At 72.7% G+C, this 17664-nt stretch carries 11 protein-coding genes; 5 read left to right on the plus strand and 6 right to left on the minus strand.

Features of this window, described 5'->3' with window-relative positions; all coding sequences use genetic code 11:
- Positions 1–5 precede the first annotated feature (5 nt).
- Complete coding sequence (locus ACFYYT_RS09540; RefSeq protein WP_351823449.1) at positions 6–2285, plus strand: heavy metal translocating P-type ATPase; 2280 nt, start codon at positions 6–8, stop codon at positions 2283–2285.
- Between the two features lie 355 nt (positions 2286–2640).
- On the opposite strand, the gene ACFYYT_RS09545 is transcribed toward ACFYYT_RS09540, so the two are convergent.
- Positions 2641–3930: a citrate synthase gene (locus tag ACFYYT_RS09545; RefSeq protein WP_048479416.1), complete on the minus strand. Its 1290-nt coding sequence runs from the start codon at positions 3928–3930 to the stop codon at positions 2641–2643.
- A gap of 182 nt (positions 3931–4112) precedes the next feature.
- A complete protein-coding gene (locus ACFYYT_RS09550; RefSeq protein ID WP_351823452.1) occupies positions 4113–6359 on the minus strand; it encodes an ATP-dependent RecD-like DNA helicase in 2247 nt (748 codons plus the stop codon).
- A gap of 298 nt (positions 6360–6657) precedes the next feature.
- Between ACFYYT_RS09550 and ACFYYT_RS09555 the strand changes: the two genes are divergently transcribed.
- A complete protein-coding gene (locus ACFYYT_RS09555; RefSeq protein ID WP_351823455.1) occupies positions 6658–7197 on the plus strand; it encodes a DUF937 domain-containing protein in 540 nt (179 codons plus the stop codon).
- Between the two features lie 63 nt (positions 7198–7260).
- Here the strand turns inward: ACFYYT_RS09555 and ACFYYT_RS09560 are convergent, their stop codons facing one another.
- On the minus strand, positions 7261–8193 hold the full coding sequence (locus ACFYYT_RS09560) for an EamA family transporter (RefSeq protein WP_351823458.1): 933 nt from the start codon (positions 8191–8193) through the stop codon (positions 7261–7263).
- Positions 8194–8300: 107 nt separating this feature from the next.
- Between ACFYYT_RS09560 and ACFYYT_RS09565 the strand changes: the two genes are divergently transcribed.
- Together ACFYYT_RS09565 and ACFYYT_RS09570 are read left to right on the plus strand one after the other, a co-directional pair.
- Complete coding sequence (locus ACFYYT_RS09565) at positions 8301–9257, plus strand: LysR substrate-binding domain-containing protein (RefSeq protein WP_351823461.1); 957 nt, start codon at positions 8301–8303, stop codon at positions 9255–9257.
- Positions 9258–9312: 55 nt separating this feature from the next.
- The gene (locus tag ACFYYT_RS09570; RefSeq protein ID WP_351823562.1) at positions 9313–11094 is read left to right on the plus strand and encodes a glycoside hydrolase family 3 N-terminal domain-containing protein; all 1782 of its coding nucleotides are present in this window, start codon (positions 9313–9315) and stop codon (positions 11092–11094) included.
- A gap of 40 nt (positions 11095–11134) precedes the next feature.
- Here ACFYYT_RS09570 and ACFYYT_RS09575 read toward each other — a convergent pair whose 3' ends face one another.
- Positions 11135–12571, minus strand: a complete 1437-nt coding sequence (locus tag ACFYYT_RS09575) for an aminopeptidase (RefSeq protein WP_351823464.1) — start codon at positions 12569–12571, stop codon at positions 11135–11137.
- Between the two features lie 84 nt (positions 12572–12655).
- Positions 12656–13021, minus strand: coding sequence for a hypothetical protein (locus ACFYYT_RS09580; protein ID WP_351823466.1), 366 nt, complete (start codon positions 13019–13021; stop codon positions 12656–12658).
- Between the two features lie 279 nt (positions 13022–13300).
- Between ACFYYT_RS09580 and ACFYYT_RS09585 the strand changes: the two genes are divergently transcribed.
- On the plus strand, positions 13301–13855 hold the full coding sequence (locus ACFYYT_RS09585) for an EF-hand domain-containing protein (RefSeq protein ID WP_351823469.1): 555 nt from the start codon (positions 13301–13303) through the stop codon (positions 13853–13855).
- Between the two features lie 10 nt (positions 13856–13865).
- Here ACFYYT_RS09585 and ACFYYT_RS09590 read toward each other — a convergent pair whose 3' ends face one another.
- Complete coding sequence (locus ACFYYT_RS09590) at positions 13866–17645, minus strand: ABC transporter ATP-binding protein (protein WP_388607330.1); 3780 nt, start codon at positions 17643–17645, stop codon at positions 13866–13868.
- Positions 17646–17664: the final 19 nt, after the last annotated feature.

A 17664-nucleotide genomic window follows, 5' to 3' on the forward strand; every position in this document is an offset into this window, starting at 1 on the left:
GAAAGATGACCAGCACAGTCCACGACGGGCCCATAGCGGCGGTCGAGCTCTCGATCGGCGGGATGACCTGCGCCTCCTGCGCCGCCCGGATCGAGAAGAAGCTCAACCGGATGGACGGCGTCGAGGCCACGGTGAACTACGCCACCGAGAAGGCCCACGTCTCCTACGCCGGGGACGTGCGGGTCGCCGACCTGATCGCGACCGTCGTCAAGACCGGGTACACCGCCGAGGAGCCCGCGCCGCCCCCGCCCCCGCCGCCGGCCGGAGCGGAGCCGCAGGCCGGCCCCGCGGTGGCCGCCGTACGCGATCCCGAGCTCGCCGCGCTGCGGCAGCGGCTGCTCGTCTCCGCCGCGCTCGCCCTGCCCGTCGTCCTGCTCTCGATGATCCCGGCCCTGCAGTTCGACAACTGGCAGTGGCTCTCGCTGACGCTGGCCGCGCCCGTCGTCGTCTGGGGCGGGTTCCCCTTCCACAAGGCCGCCTGGACCAACGCCCGGCACGGCGCCGCCACCATGGACACCCTGGTGTCGGTGGGCACCCTGGCCGCGTTCACCTGGTCGGTGTGGGCCCTGTTCTTCGGGGACGCGGGCATGCCCGGCATGCGGCACGGCTTCGACATCACCGTCTCGCGCGCCGACGGCTCCTCCGGCCTCTACCTGGAAGTCGCGGCCGGAGTCATCGCCTTCATCCTGCTCGGCCGCTACCTGGAGGCCCGCTCCAAGCGGAAGGCGGGCGCGGCCCTCCGGGCCCTGCTGGAACTGGGCGCCAAGGACGTGGCCGTCCTGCGCGGGGGCCGAGAGGTGCGCGTGCCGGTGGGCACGCTGGCCGTCGGCGACCGGTTCGTGGTCCGGCCCGGCGAGAAGATCGCCACGGACGGCACCGTCATCGAGGGCTCCTCCGCCGTGGACGCCTCCATGCTCACCGGGGAGTCCGTGCCCGTGGAGAAGGACGTCGGCGACCCCGTCACCGGCGCCACGGTCAACGCCTCCGGCCGGCTCGTCGTGGAGGCCACCCGGATCGGGGCCGACACCCAGCTCGCCCGGATGGCCCGGCTGGTCGAGGACGCGCAGAACGGCAAGGCCGAGGTGCAGCGGCTCGCCGACCGCGTCTCCGGCGTCTTCGTGCCGGTCGTGCTGCTCCTCGCGCTCGGCACCTGGGTCACCTGGCTGCTCATCACCGACGACCCCACCGCCGCCTTCACCGCCGCCGTGGCCGTCCTGATCATCGCCTGCCCCTGCGCCCTGGGCCTGGCCACCCCGACCGCGCTGATGGTCGGCACCGGGCGGGGCGCCCAGCTCGGCATCCTGATCAAGGGACCCGAGGTGCTGGAGTCCACCCGGCGGGTGGACACGGTCGTCCTGGACAAGACCGGAACGGTCACCACCGGCCTGATGAGGTACACCGGTGCCCACCCCGCCGAGGGCGTCGACGGGCACGAACTGCTGCGCCTGGCCGGGTCCCTGGAACACGCCTCCGAGCATCCGATCGCCCGGGCCGTCGCCGCCGGGGCCGCCGGGGCCACGGACGGCGCCGGCGGCCTCGCGCCGGTGACGGGTTTCCGCAACCACGGCGGTCTGGGCGTCGAGGGCACCGTCGAGGGGCACGCCGTCCTCGTGGGGCGCGAGCGGCTGCTGGCCGACCGGGGCGTCAGCCTGCCCGCCGGGCTCGCCGCCGCCCGGGCCGCCGCCGAGGCCGCGGGCGGCACGGCCGTCCTGGTCGCCTGGGACGGGGAGGCGCGCGGGGTGCTGACCGTGGCCGACGCGGTCAAGGAGACCAGCGCCGAGGCCGTGACCCGGCTGCGCCGGCTCGGCCTCACCCCGATCCTGCTGACCGGGGACAACGAGGCGGTGGCCGCTGCGGTGGCCCGCGAGGTGGGCATCGAACGGGTGGTCGCCGGCGTCCTGCCGGAGGGCAAGGTGGACGTGGTCCGCCGGCTCCAGGCCGAGGGCCGTACGGTCGCGATGGTGGGCGACGGCGTCAACGACGCGGCGGCGCTGGCCCAGGCCGACCTGGGACTCGCCCTGGGCACCGGCACCGACGCCGCCATCGAGGCCGCGGACCTGACCCTCGTACGGGGCGACCTGCGGGTGGCGGCGGACGCGATCCGGCTCTCCCGCCGGACGCTCGCCACCATCAAGGGCAACCTCTTCTGGGCCTTCGGCTACAACGTGGCGGCCCTGCCGCTCGCGGCCGCCGGTCTGCTCAACCCGATGATCGCGGGGGCCGCGATGGCCTTCTCCTCGGTCTTCGTGGTGACCAACAGCCTGCGGCTGCGGTCCTTCCGCTAGTGGATCTCCTCCCCGGGCCCTCCACATTTCCTTCACTGGAGACGCAGATCACAGTGATCGCAACGTAACCATCCGGGGTCGGCACGGGTCTAATGGGGCGATGCCGAAAACGTCTTGGGGGACGTTCGATGGAGGTCCTGGGGGACGTCCTTGGCATCTGCCGGCCGGGACGCGTGCCCTCGGGAAGCTTTGAGCGGCCCTCCCGACCCGAACGGGTCCCGGCACACACCGACGCCCCGGCGCGGGTCCCGTGGGGGGAATCCGCTGCTGGGGAAAGGAAAGCGCCCCGACCGTCGACCCGTGGGGGGATCGACGGCGGGGCGCTTTTCGTACGCTCAGCCGTGGGGGCTCGCCGCTAGCGGGCCTCGACGGGGACGAAGTCGCGCAGGACCTCGCCGGTGTAGATCTGGCGCGGGCGGCCGATGCGGGAGCCGGGCTCCTTGATCATCTCGTGCCACTGGGCGATCCAGCCGGGGAGCCGGCCGAGCGCGAAGAGCACGGTGAACATCTCGGTCGGGAAGCCCATGGCCCGGTAGATCAGGCCGGTATAGAAGTCCACGTTCGGGTAGAGGTTGCGCTCGACGAAGTACTCGTCGGCCAGCGCGTGCTCCTCCAGCTTGAGCGCGATGTCCAGCAGCTCGTCGCTCTTGCCGAGCGCCGAGAGGACATCGTGCGCCGCCGCCTTGATGATCTTCGCCCGGGGGTCGAAGCTCTTGTAGACGCGGTGCCCGAAGCCCATCAGGCGGACGCCGTCCTCCTTGTTCTTCACCTTGCGGATGAAGGCGTCGACGTCGCCGCCGTCGTTCTTGATGCCTTCCAGCATCTCGAGGACGGACTGGTTGGCGCCGCCGTGCAGCGGGCCCCACAGGGCGGAGATGCCGGCGGAGATCGAGGCGAACATGTTCGCCTGCGAGGAGCCGACCAGGCGCACGGTGGAGGTCGAGCAGTTCTGCTCGTGGTCCGCGTGCAGGATGAGCAGCTTGTCCAGCGCGGAGACCACGACCGGGTCCAGGTCGTACTCCTGGGCCGGCACGGAGAAGGTCATGCGCAGGAAGTTCTCGACGTAGCCGAGGTCGTTGCGCGGGTAGACCACCGGGTGGCCGACCGACTTCTTGTACGCGTACGCCGCGATCGTCGGGAGCTTGGCCAGCAGCCGGATCGTCGAGAGGTGGCGCTGCTTCTCGTCGAACGGGTTGTGGCTGTCCTGGTAGAACGTCGACAGCGCGCTGACCACGGAGGACAGCATCGCCATCGGGTGCGCGTCCCGCGGGAAGCCGTCGTAGAAGCGCTTCACGTCCTCGTGCAGCAGCGTGTGCTGGGTGATTTCGTTGCGGAAGGACGCGAGCTGGTCGACGGTCGGCAGCTCACCGTTGATCAGCAGGTAGGCGACCTCGATGAAGGTCGAGCGCTCCGCCAGCTGCTCGATCGGGTAACCGCGGTAGCGCAGGATGCCCTGCTCGCCGTCGAGGTAGGTAATCGCGGACTTGTAGGCGGCGGTGTTTCCGTAGCCGCTGTCCAGAGTGACGAGCCCGGTCTGGGCCCTCAGCTTCGAGATGTCGAAGCCCTGGTCACCGACGGTGCTCTCGACCACCGGGTAGGTGTATTCACCGTCCGCGTACCGGAGTACTACAGAGTTGTCGCTCACGTCATCCCTCACCGACGTAGTGCCTCTTCTTCGAGGTGCCCTGACTGCCTCTACCTTCCCCCATTTGGCACAGGTGAGTGCACTCGGGGTCGGGGTTTGGTGTTTTTGACGGCACTGAGTGCCTCCAAGCTGCTCATCCTGCCCCCTCGGCACCCCTGCGGATAGCCCAAATGATCGATCATCTAGGTGATGTTTCCCACCGGTATGCGCCCGGAGAGCCGAGCGGCGACCGCTGTGTACCTCCTGCCTGCGGAAACAGTGCGCACCGCCTGGCCGAGCGCCTTCCGCGACCCGACGAGCACGACCAGTTTCTTAGCGCGGGTCACCGCCGTGTAGAGCAGATTTCGCTGGAGCATCATCCATGCCCCGGTCGTGACGGGGATCACGACCGCCGGGTATTCACTCCCCTGGGAACGGTGGATGGTGACGGCGTACGCGTGGACGAGCTCGTCGAGCTCGGCGAACTCGTACGCCACCTCCTCGTCCTCCTCGGTGCGGACGGTGAGCCGCTGCTCGTCCGGATCGAGGCCGGTGACCACACCCACGGTGCCGTTGAAGACGCCGTTGGCGCCCTTCTCGTAGTTGTTGCGGATCTGGGTGACCTTGTCCCCGACCCGGAAGACGCGGCCGCCGAACCGCTTCTCGGGCAGGTCCGGACGGGCGGGAGTGATCGCCTGTTGGAGCAGGCCGTTGAGGTTCCCCGCCCCGGCGGGCCCCCGGTGCATGGGCGCCAGCACCTGGATGTCGCGGCGCGGGTCCAGCCCGAATCTGGCCGGAATGCGACGGGCGGCCACGTCCACGGCGAGGATTCCGGCCGCCTCGGTGTCCTCCTCGGGGAACAGGAAGAAGTCCGGCAGCCCGTCGGTGATGGGCGCCACCCCGGTGTTGATGCGGTGGGCGTTGGTGACCACCCCGGACTGCTGGGCCTGACGGAAGATCCTGGTCAGCCGGACGGCGGGGACCGGGCCGCCCTCGGCCAGCAGGTCCCTGAGCACCTCTCCCGCACCGACGGAGGGCAGCTGGTCCACATCGCCCACGAGCAGCAGGTGCGCGCCGGGGGCGACGGCCTTGACGAGCTTGTTCGCCAGCAGGAGGTCCAGCATCGACGCCTCGTCGACCACGACGAGGTCGGCGTCCAGGGGCCGGTCCCGGTCGTAGGCCGCGTCCCCGCCCGGCTTGAGTTCGAGGAGCCGGTGCACGGTGGAGGCCTCGGCCCCGGTCAGCTCCGAGAGCCGTTTCGCGGCCCGCCCGGTGGGGGCGGCGAGCACCACCTTGGCCTTCTTGGCCCGGGCCAGCTCCACGATGGAGCGCACGGTGAAGGACTTGCCGCAGCCGGGGCCGCCGGTGAGGACCGCGACCCGGCGGGTGAGGGCGAGCCGGACGGCGTCGCGCTGCTCGGGGGCGAGGCTGGCTCCGGTGCGGCCGGCCAGCCAGCCGAGCGCCTTCTCCCAGTCCACGTCCCGGAAGGCCGGCATCCGGTCCTCCTCGGCGTTCAGGAGCCGGCGGACCTGCCCGGCCAGCGACAGCTCCGCCCGGTGGAAGGGGACCAGGTACACGGCGGTGAGGGGGTCGGGGCCGCCCTGGGGGTCGGGCACGGATTCCCTTACGACGCCCTCGGGATCGGCGGCGAGCTCGGCCAGGCACTCGATGACGAGGCCGGTGTCGACCTGGAGCAGCTTGACCCCGTCGGCGATCAGCCGTTCCTCGGGGAGGAAGCAGTGGCCCTGGTCGCTGGACTGGGACAGGGCGTACTGGAGTCCGGCCTTGACCCGTTCGGGGCTGTCGTGCGGGATCCCGACGGCCTGGGCGATCCGGTCGGCGGTGAGGAAGCCGATGCCCCACACGTCGGCGGCGAGCCGGTAGGGCTGGTTCTTCACCACCGAGATGGAGGCGTCCCCGTACTTCTTGTAGATGCGCACGGCGATGGAGGTGGAGACGCCGACTCCCTGGAGGAAGACCATGACCTCCTTGATCGCCTTCTGTTCCTCCCAGGCGGCGCCGATCATCTTCGTCCGCTTGGGACCGAGGCCGGGGACCTCGATCAGCCGCTTGGGCTCGCTCTCGATGACATCGAGCGTGTCGGTGCCGAAGTGCTCCACGATCCGGTCGGCGATCTTGGGGCCGATGCCCTTGATGAGGCCGGAGCCGAGGTAGCGGCGGATGCCCTGGATGGTGGCGGGCAGGAGCGTCGTGTAGTTCTCGACGCTGAACTGCCTGCCGTACTGGGGGTGCGAGCCCCAACGGCCCTCCATGCGCAGGGACTCGCCGGGCTGCGCGCCGAGCAGCGAGCCGACGACGGTCAGCAGGTCCCCCGCGCCGCGGCCGGTGTCGACCCGGGCGACGGTGTACCCGCTCTCCTCATTGGCGTAGGTGATGCGCTCCAGCACCCCCTCGACCACCGCCAGTTGCACGGCCCCGTTGGTTGTCATGGCACGACGCTACCGTCCGGCGCCGACAGCCCGCCCGGGCCTGTGGACAACGCCGCCGGACCGGGGCGCCGTGCACGGGAAGCCAGAAGGGGGTCCGGCCTTCCGGCCGGACCCCCTCACGGTTACCCCTCCCTCGTCGGACTTCCCGATCCCCCCGGATCCCCTCCCGGAAGTGCCGACGCACCGTACGACCCGTCATCGGCCCGCAGGGTTGCACGCGGAACCGGAGCTTTACGTTTCCGTGACCCAATGCCTACTCAAGGTGCCGGTGAATCGGGACGGAAGTAGCGTTTCCGGCATGAGTGAATCTTCATTCCAGGACGAGGTGCTGGGCGAGCTCGGCGACGAGAAGCTGACCGAGATCGCCGGGCTGCTGGGCACGGACACGGACGGCGCGCGCGAGACGGTCGCGACGACCGTGGGCGCGATGACCGGCGACCTCCAGCAGAAGGCCGCCGCCGACGACGAGGACGGCGCCGAGGTCCGCCAGGCGTTCGCGGAGGCGTCCGAGCCCCCGCTCCAGGGCGTGGCCACGCTCGGCGGCGGTCTGGGCGGCCTGCTCGGCGGCGGGATGATGGCCGGGGTGCTGGCCAAGGTGAGCAAGCCCGTGGCCAACGCCGTGGCGAAGAAGACCGGGATCCCCGCGGCGACCGTCAGCCGGGTCATCGAGGTGCTGATCCCGGTGGTCCTGGCCGTCTTCGCCAAGCGCGCCGCGGCGGGCAAGGCGGGAGCGGGCGCGGCCACCGCGGGCGGCGCGTCCGCTCCCGGGGCGGCCCCCGCCGGGGCCGGCGGCCTCGGCGACCTGCTGGGCCAGATCCTGGGCGGCGGCAAGAAGTAGGCACGAGGCGGCGCGGCCCCGCACGGAGCGGCGCGGCCCCTTACCAAGCGGCGGTCAGCCCCCTCACGGGGCGGGGCTGACCGCCGCCACCGCGCGGGGGCCCTGCGCCCCGCCGAGCGGCGCGGCCCCCCGGCCGGCCGGCCGCGCGGGGGCCAGGGACGTCAGCCCCACCCCGCCGACGAGCAGCAGCGCCGCCAGCCAGCGCAGTCCGGAGACGCCCTCGCCGAGCACCAGGGCGGCCGAGGACATCCCGAAGACCGGTACGAGCAGCGAGAACGGCGCCACCGAGGAGGCCGGGTAGCGGCGCAGCAGGTAGCTCCAGGCGCCGAAGCCGAAGACGGTGGACACCCAGGCGATGTAGACGATGACCGCGACCCCGGACCAGTCGAGGGCGCGCAGTGCGGCCAGGTCGCGTTCGGGCCCTTCCAGCAGCAGCGAGAGGGCGAACAGCGGCAGCACGGGGACGGTGCAGACCCACACCATGAAGTTGAGGGCGTCCGGCGGGGCGGCCCTGCGGGTCAGCACGTTGGACACCCCCCAGCCGGCGGCGGCCGCGACGACCAGGACGAAGCCGGTGACGGGCCCCGAAAGGCCCCGGTCCGCGGCGGCGAGGCCGATCCCCGCCAGGGCGACCCCCATGCCCAGCAGCCGGACCCGGCCGGGCCGTTCGCGCAGGACGGCGGCGGCGAGGAGGGCGGTGAAGACGGCCTGGACCTGGAGCACCAGGGAGGACAGCCCGGCCGGCATCCCGGCCGCCATGCCGGTGAACAGCAGCCCGAACTTGGCGATGCCGAGGGCCGCTCCGACCCCGAGGATCCACTTCCAGGCGACCTTGGGGCGGCCGACGAAGAACACGGCGGGCAGTGCGGCGACGAGGAAGCGCAGGGCGGACAGCAGCAGCGGCGGGAAGTGGCCGAGGCCGATCTCGATGACGACGAAGTTGAAGCCCCAGACGGCGGCGACGAGGACGGCGAGTGCGGTGTGTACGGGACGCATGCTCCGAGCATCGGCGCCCCGACCGTGTAGCACCAGCGCGGATCACTTCCGGGATGGATGAAGCATCGCTTACGGATGGCGGGGCCCGGCGGCCCTACGATGGGTCCATGCTCGACCTGTCCCGGCTGCGCGCCCTGCACGCCGTCTCCGTCCACGGCTCGGTCGCGGCCGCGGCGGCCGCCCTCGGCTACACGCCCTCCGCGGTCTCGCAGCAGATCGCCAAGCTGGAACGGGAGACCCGCACCACGCTGCTGGAGCGGCGCGGCCGCGGGGTCGCCCTCACCGAGGAGGCCCGGCACCTGGCGGACACGGCCCGGGAGCTGCTGGCGATCGTGGAGCGCGCCGAGACCACCCTGGAGGAGCGGCGCGGGCAGCCGAGCGGGCTGCTGACGGTGGCCGCGTTCGCCTCGGCGGCGCGCGGCCTGCTGCCGGGGGTGCTGGCCGGTCTGGCCCGCCGGCATCCCGCGCTCGACGTACGCCTGACGGAGGTGGACCCCCACCTCTCGGTGGACCTGGTGGCCCGCGGCGTCACCGATCTGGCGGTGGCGCACGACTGGGACATCGCCCCGCTGCCGGCCCCCGAGGGCGTGGAGCAGGCGGTGATCGGGGACGACCCCTGCGATCTGGTGGTTCCGGCCGGGCATCCCTTCACCGCCCGGCGGGTGGTGCGGCGGACGGACCTCGGGGGTCAGCGGTGGGTGTGCCAGCCGCCCGGCCGGGTCTGCCACGACTGGCTGGTGCGGACGATGCGGACGGCCGGGTTCGAGCCGGAGATCGCGCACGTGGCCGAGGAGAACCACACCATCGTGGCCCTGGTCGCGGCCGGGCTCGGGATCGCCGTCGTGCCCCGGCTGGGGACGGGCCCGCTGCCCCCGGGGGCGGTGGCGGTCCCGCTGGAGCCGGGCCCCGTACGCAGGGTGTACGCCCTGTGGCGGACCGGGGCGGCCCGCCGCCCGGCGATCACCGAGGCCGTCCGCGCCCTCCAGGAGCACTGGGTCGCCGCGGCCCCCCTTCCGGGGGACCTCCCGAGTGTCCCCCGGACGCCCGGAGCGGGCCGCCAGTAGGGTCCGGCGGGTGCCGTACCACGCCTCCCGCAGGGCCCTGCTCGCCGCCGCAGCCATGGCCGCCGTCACGGCCGCCGGGGCCGCCTCCGCCGCCGTGGGCTCCCACGGCTCCGCGCCGGACGACGCCCGCCCGCCGGGCGGCCCGCCGGGGCACCACCCGGACCGGGCCCGGCTGCGCGCGGTGGTGGCCCGGATGAGCCCGGCCGAACAGGTGGGGCAGCTGTTCGTGTCCCGGGCCTACGGGCATTCGGCGACCGATCCCGACCCGGCGGACGCCGAGCTGAACCTGGCCCAGTTCGGGGTGCGCACCGCCGCCGAGGTGGTCGCCCGCTACCACCTGGGCGGGGTCGTGTACTTCGGCTGGGCCCACAACACCCGTGACCCGCACCAGATCGCCGCCCTGTCGGCCGGCCTCCAGCGGGCGGCGGCCGGCGCGGGCGCCGGGATCCCGCTGCTGCTCTCCGTCGACCAGGAGCACGGGGCCGTCGCCCGGATCGGCGGGCCCGCGACCCTGCTGCCGGGGGCGATGGCGCTGGGCGCGGGGGGCTCCCCCGCCGACGCCCGCCGGGCGGCCCGGGTGGCGGGCACCGAGCTGGCGGCGCTGGGCATCCGGCAGGACTACGCCCCGGTGTCCGACGTGAACGTGAACCCGGCCAATCCGGTGATCGGCGTACGGTCCTTCGGCTCGGACCCGCGCGCGGTGGCGGCCCTGGCGGCGGCCCAGGTGCGCGGGTACCAGGGGGCGGGGGTGGCGGCGACGGCGAAGCACTTCCCCGGGCACGGGGACACCGAGACCGACAGCCACGTCGGGCTGCCGGTGATGCGGCACAGCCGGGCGCGGTGGGAGGAGCTGGACGAGCCGCCGTTCCGGGCGGTGGTGGAGGCGGGCGTGGACGCCGTGATGACGGCGCACATCGTCTTCCCCGCGCTCGATCCCTCGGGGGACCCGGCCACCCTCTCGCGGCCGATCGTCACCGGCATCCTGCGCGAACGCCTGGGCTTCGGGGGCGTGGTGGTCACCGATGCCCTCGACATGGCGGGGGTACGGCAGAAGTACGGGGACGAGCGGGTCCCGGTCCTGGCCCTCAAGGCGGGCTGCGACCAGCTGTTGAACGCCCCCGACCTCGCCCTCGCGCAGCGCGGGGTGCTGGCGGCGGTGGAGTCGGGCGAGCTGACGCGGCAGCGGATCGAGGAGTCGGTGCTGCGGATCCTGGAACTCAAGGCCCGCCGGGGCCTGTTCCGGGACCCCTACCCCTCGGCCGCGCGGGTGGACGGGCTGGTCGGCACGCCGGCGCACCTGGAGGCGGCCGACGAGATCGCGGCGGCCACGACGACGCTGCTGGCCAATCCCCGGGGGCTGCTGCCCCTGGACGCGGCGGCCGGACCCCGGCTGCTGGTCACCGGGACGGATCCGGCCTCCCCCACGGGTACCACGGGACCCCCCACGGCGGTCCTGGCGCGGGAGCTGGCGGCGCTGGGCTGCCGGGCGACGGCACTGGCGCCGGAGCGGGCCGTGGCGGCGGCGCCGGGGCACGCGGCGGTGCTCGTGTGCACGTACAACGTCCCGGAGGGGGAGAGTCCGCAGCGTGCGCTGGTGGCGGACCTGATCGCGACGGGCGTGCCCGTGGTGCTGGTCGCGATCCGCAATCCGTACGACCCGGCGCGGCTGCCGGAGTGTGCGGCCGAGGTGGCGACGTACTGCTGGACGGACGTGGAGATGCGGGCGGCGGCCCGGGTGCTGACGGGTGCGAGGCGGCCCGCCGGACGCCTCCCGGTCCCCGTCCCGGGCCGCTACCCGCTGGGCCACGGGCTGTCCTACCCGCCCGTGGCCCGGTAACGGCCTTCTTCCGCGCGGCGATGCGCGCGGCGCCCGCGGGCTAGGGCCGCAGCTGCGGCTCGTGCCTGAGGTCGACCTGGTCGAGCACCGGGTCCGGCGCGGCCAGCGGCGCGGCGGCCTGGGCCCTGCCGAACACGGTCTGGGCGGGGGCGACCCCGGCCCACTGGAGGATCTTCGCGGTCGCGAGGGCCCGCTCGCCGTCCTGGAGCTTGGCGACGTTGGCCCCGTGGTTGGCGCCCGGCGCGATCATCACGTAGCTGTCGTGCGTGCCGTACCCGACGTGGAAGGGCTCGGCGCCCCACGGGTCGTTCTGCCCGTACACGAAGAGCATCTGGTTCGCCTGGGTGCGGACCCAGTGGTCCACGTCCGCCATGACCCCCGGCTGGAAGGTCATCGGGATCTCGCGGGGCACGAAGTTGCGCGGCGGCTGGTAGCCGTAGCGGGTCAGGCCCTTGAGGTGCGGCTGCTTGATGTCGGGCGAGCCGAGCTGGGTACCGGCCTGGTAGTAGTACGGCGTGTACGTCTCCAGTCCCTGGTCGGCGTAGGCCGAGAAGCCGGAGATGGTGTCCACCGTGTCCCAGATCTCCTGGTCGCTCGCGGTGGCCGCGGTCGGGATGCCGGCGCAGTCGGAGAGCAGGCTGTACTGCCAGAAGGCCCAGGAGTAGTCCAGGACGACGGCCTCGAAGGCCTTGTCGAGGCTGCCCACGGTGGTGAAGGTCCAGCCGTTCTCGGCGGCGGCCGCCGCGTACTTGGCCTCCAGCGGCGCCCGGCGGATCAGCGCCTCGCGCTGCACGTTGTTCAGCTTGTCGCGGCACTCCTTGGTGCCGACCTTGGTGAAGAACCGGTCGTAGGCCGAGTCCTCCTTGTTGACGACGTCGTTGGGCGCGACGTACGCGACGACCCCGTCCATGTCACGCGGGTAGTAGCGCTCGTAGTACGTCGCCGTCATGCCGCCCTTGCTGCCGCCCGTGGCCAGCCAGTTCTTCGGGTAGACCTTCTTCAGCGCGGTGAAGAGGCGGTGCTGGTCGCTGGCGGCCTGCCAGATGTCCAGGTTCCCCCAGTTGGCCGGGTCGGGCCGGGAGGGGGTGAAGAATCGATACTCCAGCGAGATCTGGTTGCCGTCGACGATGGTCGTCGGCTCGCTGCGGCGGGGGTTGGTGTTGACGTTGTAGCCCGAGGTGAAGAACACCGTGGGCCGGGAGACGTCCTTGTGCAGCAGGGTCAGACGCTGCTTGAAGGTGCCCTTCCACGGCTGCCGGTGGTCGACCGGCTGCTCGTAGTTCAGGACGAAGAAGCGGTACCCCGGGTACGGCTTCTCCTCGATCAGGCTCATCCCCGGAATGCCGAGGATCTGGTCCTTGATGTCCGTGGCGGCGACGGGCCCCGCGGCGGTGGCCGCTTGTGCCGTGGCGCCGGCCGCACCCATGGTGCCGATCAGCACCACGAGCGACAGCAGCCATCCGAGCGTCTTGCGCATTCACCCTCCCCTTGAGTTCACTGTGGTCGCCGTGAACCTAGCCGGGTCAACACGCCCCTGAACAGTCCCAGTTGGGTCGCACCCTCAGCACAGGATCCAGCCGGACTCGACGGATCCGGACGCCACCGCGCCCTTTACATACACACATCGGTTGATCGCCCCCACGGAGACGGGGCCCGCGTACCGGGTGAATTGCCCCGCATCGCCCACCGGGACGCCGCCACGCGGCTGAATGCTCACCGACATCTGCCGGCGCTCCCCCGCCCGCAGCGCGACGGTCACCGCGCAGGCGCGGTCGCGGCTCTTGTAGACCCGTACCTCGCCGGTGATGAAGGGCAGCGCCTTGACCAGCTTGCCCTCGCACCCGCCCGGCGCGGCGTGCGCGGGAGGGGCCGCGAACACCCCGCCCACGGCGAGCCAGAGCGCCGCTCCGAACACCCCGAGGGACACCGTCCGGCCCCGGCCGCGCGCCCATCCCCGCCCCGCACGCTCCCCGCGCCCCTGCGACACCATCCCCGCCCCCCGATCAGTCGTACGTACCACGCATGGACGTACGACGCCCGGGCGCACCGGAAGGTTGCACGTACCAACCACCCCCGGGCCTACCTCGTACGAGTGCATCCACGACGTCCCGGCGGGAGAGCGGGAATCCGCGATCATCGAGGACATTACGCTAGGTGGCCGAGCGAACGCTCACCGTCGCCACGAGAGCCGTGAAGGGCATCCGACATGACGAACGACCTGCTCGACCGCAAGCTGGAGTGCGCGTTCGCGCATCTGGACGCGGACTCCAACGGCGTGATCGACGAGCAGGACATGATCGCGCTCGGCTCTCGCCTGCTGTCCGCGCTCGCCGAGCCCGCCGCCTCCCCCAAGGCGGCCGACGTCTTCCGCGGCCTCACCGACTTCTGGGTGGACCTCTTCGCCGAACTGGGCGTCGGCTCGGACCAGAAGCTCACGCCCGAGCAGTACCGGGAGGGCATGACCCGCCTCTACAAGGACGGCGGCCCCGCCTACGACAAGTCCTTCCGGCCGATGATGAAGGCCATCCTGACGGTCGTCGACACCAACGGGGACGGGCACATCAGCCCCGAGGAGTTCCACAAGGCCCAGCTGGCCTTCGACACGAAGCTGGCGCCCGCCGACGCGGACGCCCTCTTCGCGAAGATCGACAAGAACCACGACGGCTACCTGTCGGTGGACGAACTCCTCGACGCCGTACGCGAGTACTACACCGGGGACGACGAGGACGCCCCCGGCAACCTGCTCTTCGGCGAGCTCTGAGCGCAGCCCCTCACGCGGCCGCGGCGGGCTCGTCCTCCCCGGCGAAGGTCCGCCACAGCTCGGCGTACCGGCCGCCGCGGGCCAGCAGTTCGAGGTGGCTGCCGTCCTCCACGACCCGGCCCCGGTCCATGACCACCACCCGGTCGGCGCGGGCGGCGGTGGTCAGCCGGTGGGCGACGACCAGGGTGGTGCGCTTGCCCGCGATCCGGTCGGTGGCCCGGTTGACCTGGGCCTCGGTGGCCAGGTCCAGGGCCGCGGTGGCCTCGTCGAGGAGCAGGACGTCCGGGTCGACGAGCTCGGCGCGGGCCAGCGCGATCAGCTGGCGCTGCCCGGCCGAGAGGTTGCGGCCGCGCTCGGCGACGGCGTGCAGGTAGCCGCCGTCGAGGGTGGCGATCATGTCGTGGGCGCCGACGGCCCGGGCGGCGGCCTCCACCTCGGCGTCGCTCGCGCCGGTCCGCCCGTAGGCGATGGCGTCGCGGACCGTCCCCGGGAAGAGGTACGGCTCCTGGGGGACGACGCCGAGGCGGTGGCGGTACGCCGTCAGGTCGAGCTCCCGCAGGTCGGCGCCGTCGGCGGTGACCCGGCCCGAGGTCGGGTCGTAGAACCGGGCGACCATCTTGACCAGGGTGGACTTGCCGGCGCCGGTCTCGCCCACGAAGGCGACGGTCTGCCCGGCGGGTATGCGCAGGCTGATCCCGGCCAGCGCCTCGGCCTTCTCGCCGCGCTCCTCGGCGGTGCCGTACTGGAAGCGCACGTCCTCGAAGGCGATCTCGCCGCGCAGGCGCGCCACCGCAACGGGGTCGGCGGGGCGCGGGGTGGTGGTGGGTTCGCGCAGCAGGTCCTGGATCCGGCCGAGGGAGACGGTGGCCTGCTGGTAGCCGTCGAAGACCTGGGAGAGCTGCTGGACCGGGGCGAAGAACAGGTCGATGTACAGCAGGTAAGCGACCAGCGCGCCGGTGGTGAGGGTGGCCGCCTCCACCCGGCCCGCGCCGACGATCAGCACGGCGGCGGCCGCGCCGGAGGACAGCAGCTGCACGAAGGGGAAGTAGACGGATATCAGCCACTGGCCGCGCACCCGGGCCTGGCGGTAGGAGTCGCTGCGCTCGGCGAACCGGCGGGCCCCGAGGGACTCGCGGCGGAAGGCCTGCACCAGGCGGAGCCCGGCGACGGACTCCTGGAGGTCGGCGTTGACGAGGCTGACCCGGTCGCGGGCGAGTTCGTAGGCGGCGACCGACTTGCGGCGGAAGACGATCGTGCCGAGGACCAGCACCGGCAGGGTGGCGAAGACGATCAGCGCGAGTTCGACGTCGAGGACGAGCAGGGCGATCAGGATGCCGAAGAAGGTGAGGACGGAGACCACGGCGGTGACCAGGCCGGTCTGCAGGAAGCTGGACAGGGAGTCCACGTCGGTGGTCATCCGGGTCATGATCTTGCCGGTGAGCTCGCGCTCGTAGTAGTCCAGGCCGAGGCGCTGGAGCTGGGCGAAGATCTTGACGCGCAGGGAGTACAGGACCCGTTCGCCGGTGCGGCCGGTCATCCGGGTCTCGGCGAACTGCGCGGCCCACTGGCCGAGGACCAGCACCAGCGCGAGGGCGGAGGCCGCCCAGACGGCGCCGAGCGCGGCCTGCTGGACGCCCTGGTCGATGCCGTGCCGGATCAGAACCGGCAGCAGCAGTCCGGAGCCCGCGTCGAGGGTGACCAGGCCCAGGCTGACGGCGAGCGGCGCCCAGAAGCCGTGGAGCAGCCGGCGCAGGCCGTAGCTCTCCTCGGCGGAGGCGGCCCGGGTCTCGTCCACGGCGGGATCGTCCTCGGCCGGGGGCAGGGCCGCCACCTGTGCGAGGAGTTCGGGGGTGGCGGGCATGCCGGGGGCGGCGTGGGCGGCGGCGGACCGGCCGCTCTCCTCGCGCCGCCACAGCTCGGGGGTGATCCCGTCCGCGACCCGGCGCTTGGCGTTCACCGGCTCGGAGTCGATCTCCGCCTCCAGCTCCAGGTCCCGCTCGATGTCCCGCTCGAACTCGGCCATGGCCGGTGCCCGGGGGGTGCGCGGTGAGGCGGCGCCGAGGGCGTCGGGGTCGGTCAGCAGCCTGCGGTACAGGGCCGAGCGGCGTTCCAGCTCCTCGTGGGTGCCGACGTCGGCGAGCCGCCCGTGGTCGAGTACGGCGATCCGGTCGGCCAGCGCGAGGGTGGAGCGGCGGTGGGCGATCAGGAGGGTGGTGCGGCCCGCCATGACGGCCCGCAGCGCCTCGTGGATCTCGTGCTCGACGCGGGCGTCGACGGCGGAGGTGGCGTCGTCCAGGAGCAGCAGCCGGGGGTCGGTGAGGATGGCCCGGGCGAGCGCGATGCGCTGGCGCTGGCCGCCGGAGAGCGTCAGGCCCTGTTCGCCGACCTTCGTGTCGTACCCGGCGGGGAGGGCCTCGACGAAGCCCTCGGCCTGGGCGGCGCGGGCGGCGGCACGGATCTCCTCGTCGGTGGCGTCGGGGCGGCCGAAGGCGATGTTGGCGCGGATGGTGTCGGAGAAGAGGAAGGAGTCCTCCGGGACCAGGCCGATGGCGGCGCGCAGCGAGTCGTAGGTCAGCTCGCGGACGTCGTGGCCGCCGACGCGGACGGCGCCCCGGTCGGCGTCGTAGAAGCGGGGCAGGAGCAGGGCCACGGTGGACTTGCCGCTGCCGGACGCGCCGACGACGGCGACGGTCTCGCCCTCGGCGACGGTGAGGGAGAACCCGTCGAGGACGGGCCGTTCGGGGTCGTAGCCGAAGCGGACGCCGTCGAACTCGACGGTCGCGGGGGCGTCGGCCGGCAGCTCCCGGGTGCCCTCGGCGATCACCGGTTCGGTGTCGATGAGTTCGAAGACGCGCTCGGCGCCGGCCCGGGCCTGCTGGGCGACGGTGAGGACCATGGCGAGCATGCGGACGGGGCCGACGAGCTGGGCGAGGTAGGTGGAGAAGGCGACGAAGGTGCCGAGGGTGACCTGGCCGCGGGTGGCCATCCAGCCGCCGAGGGCCAGCATCGCGACCTGCCCGAGGGCGGGGACGGCCTGGAGGGCCGGGGTGTAGCGGGAGTTCATCCGGATGGCACGCATCCGCCCGCCGAACAGCCTGCGGCCGGCCTCGCGGAGCTTGCCGGTCTCCTGCTCCTCCTGCCCGAACCCCTTGACGACGCGGACGCCCGTCACGGCCCCGTCGACGACGGTGGCGACGGCGGCCGCCTGCGCCTGGGCGTACCAGGTGGCGGGGAAGAGCTTCTTGCGGCTGCGCTTGGCGATGAACCAGAGCGCGGGGGCCATCAGCAGCGCGACCAGGGTCAGCAGCGGGGACAGCCACAGCATGACGCCGAGGGATATCCCGAAGAGGAGGAAGTTCCCGATGGTCATGGGGAGCATGAACAGCAGGCCCTGGATCAGCTGGAGGTCGCTGGTGGCCCGGCCGACGACCTGCCCGGTGGACAGTTCGTCCTGCCGCCGCCCGTCGAGGCGGGCGATGGTGGCGTACATGTCGGTGCGCAGGTCGTGCTGGACGTCGAGGGCGAGGCGGCCGCCGTAGTAGCGGCGTATGTAGGTCATGACGTAGACGAGGACGGCCGCGCCTATGAACAGGCCGGCCCAGGGGCCCATGTCCTTGGTCTTGTTCCCGACGACGTCGTCGATGATCACCCGGGTGACGAGCGGGACGAGGGCCATGACGGCCATGCCGCCCAGCGAGGAGCCGAGCGCGAGCAGCACGTTGCCCTTGTACCGCCAGGTGTAGGCGGTCAGCCGCCTGGCCCAGCCCTGTTTTCCGCCGGCCGCCGTCACGTCGTACCTCCCCGTAGGT

It is taken from the genome of Streptomyces sp. NPDC002032, assembly GCF_042890765.1.
GTDB lineage: Bacteria > Actinomycetota > Actinomycetes > Streptomycetales > Streptomycetaceae > Streptomyces.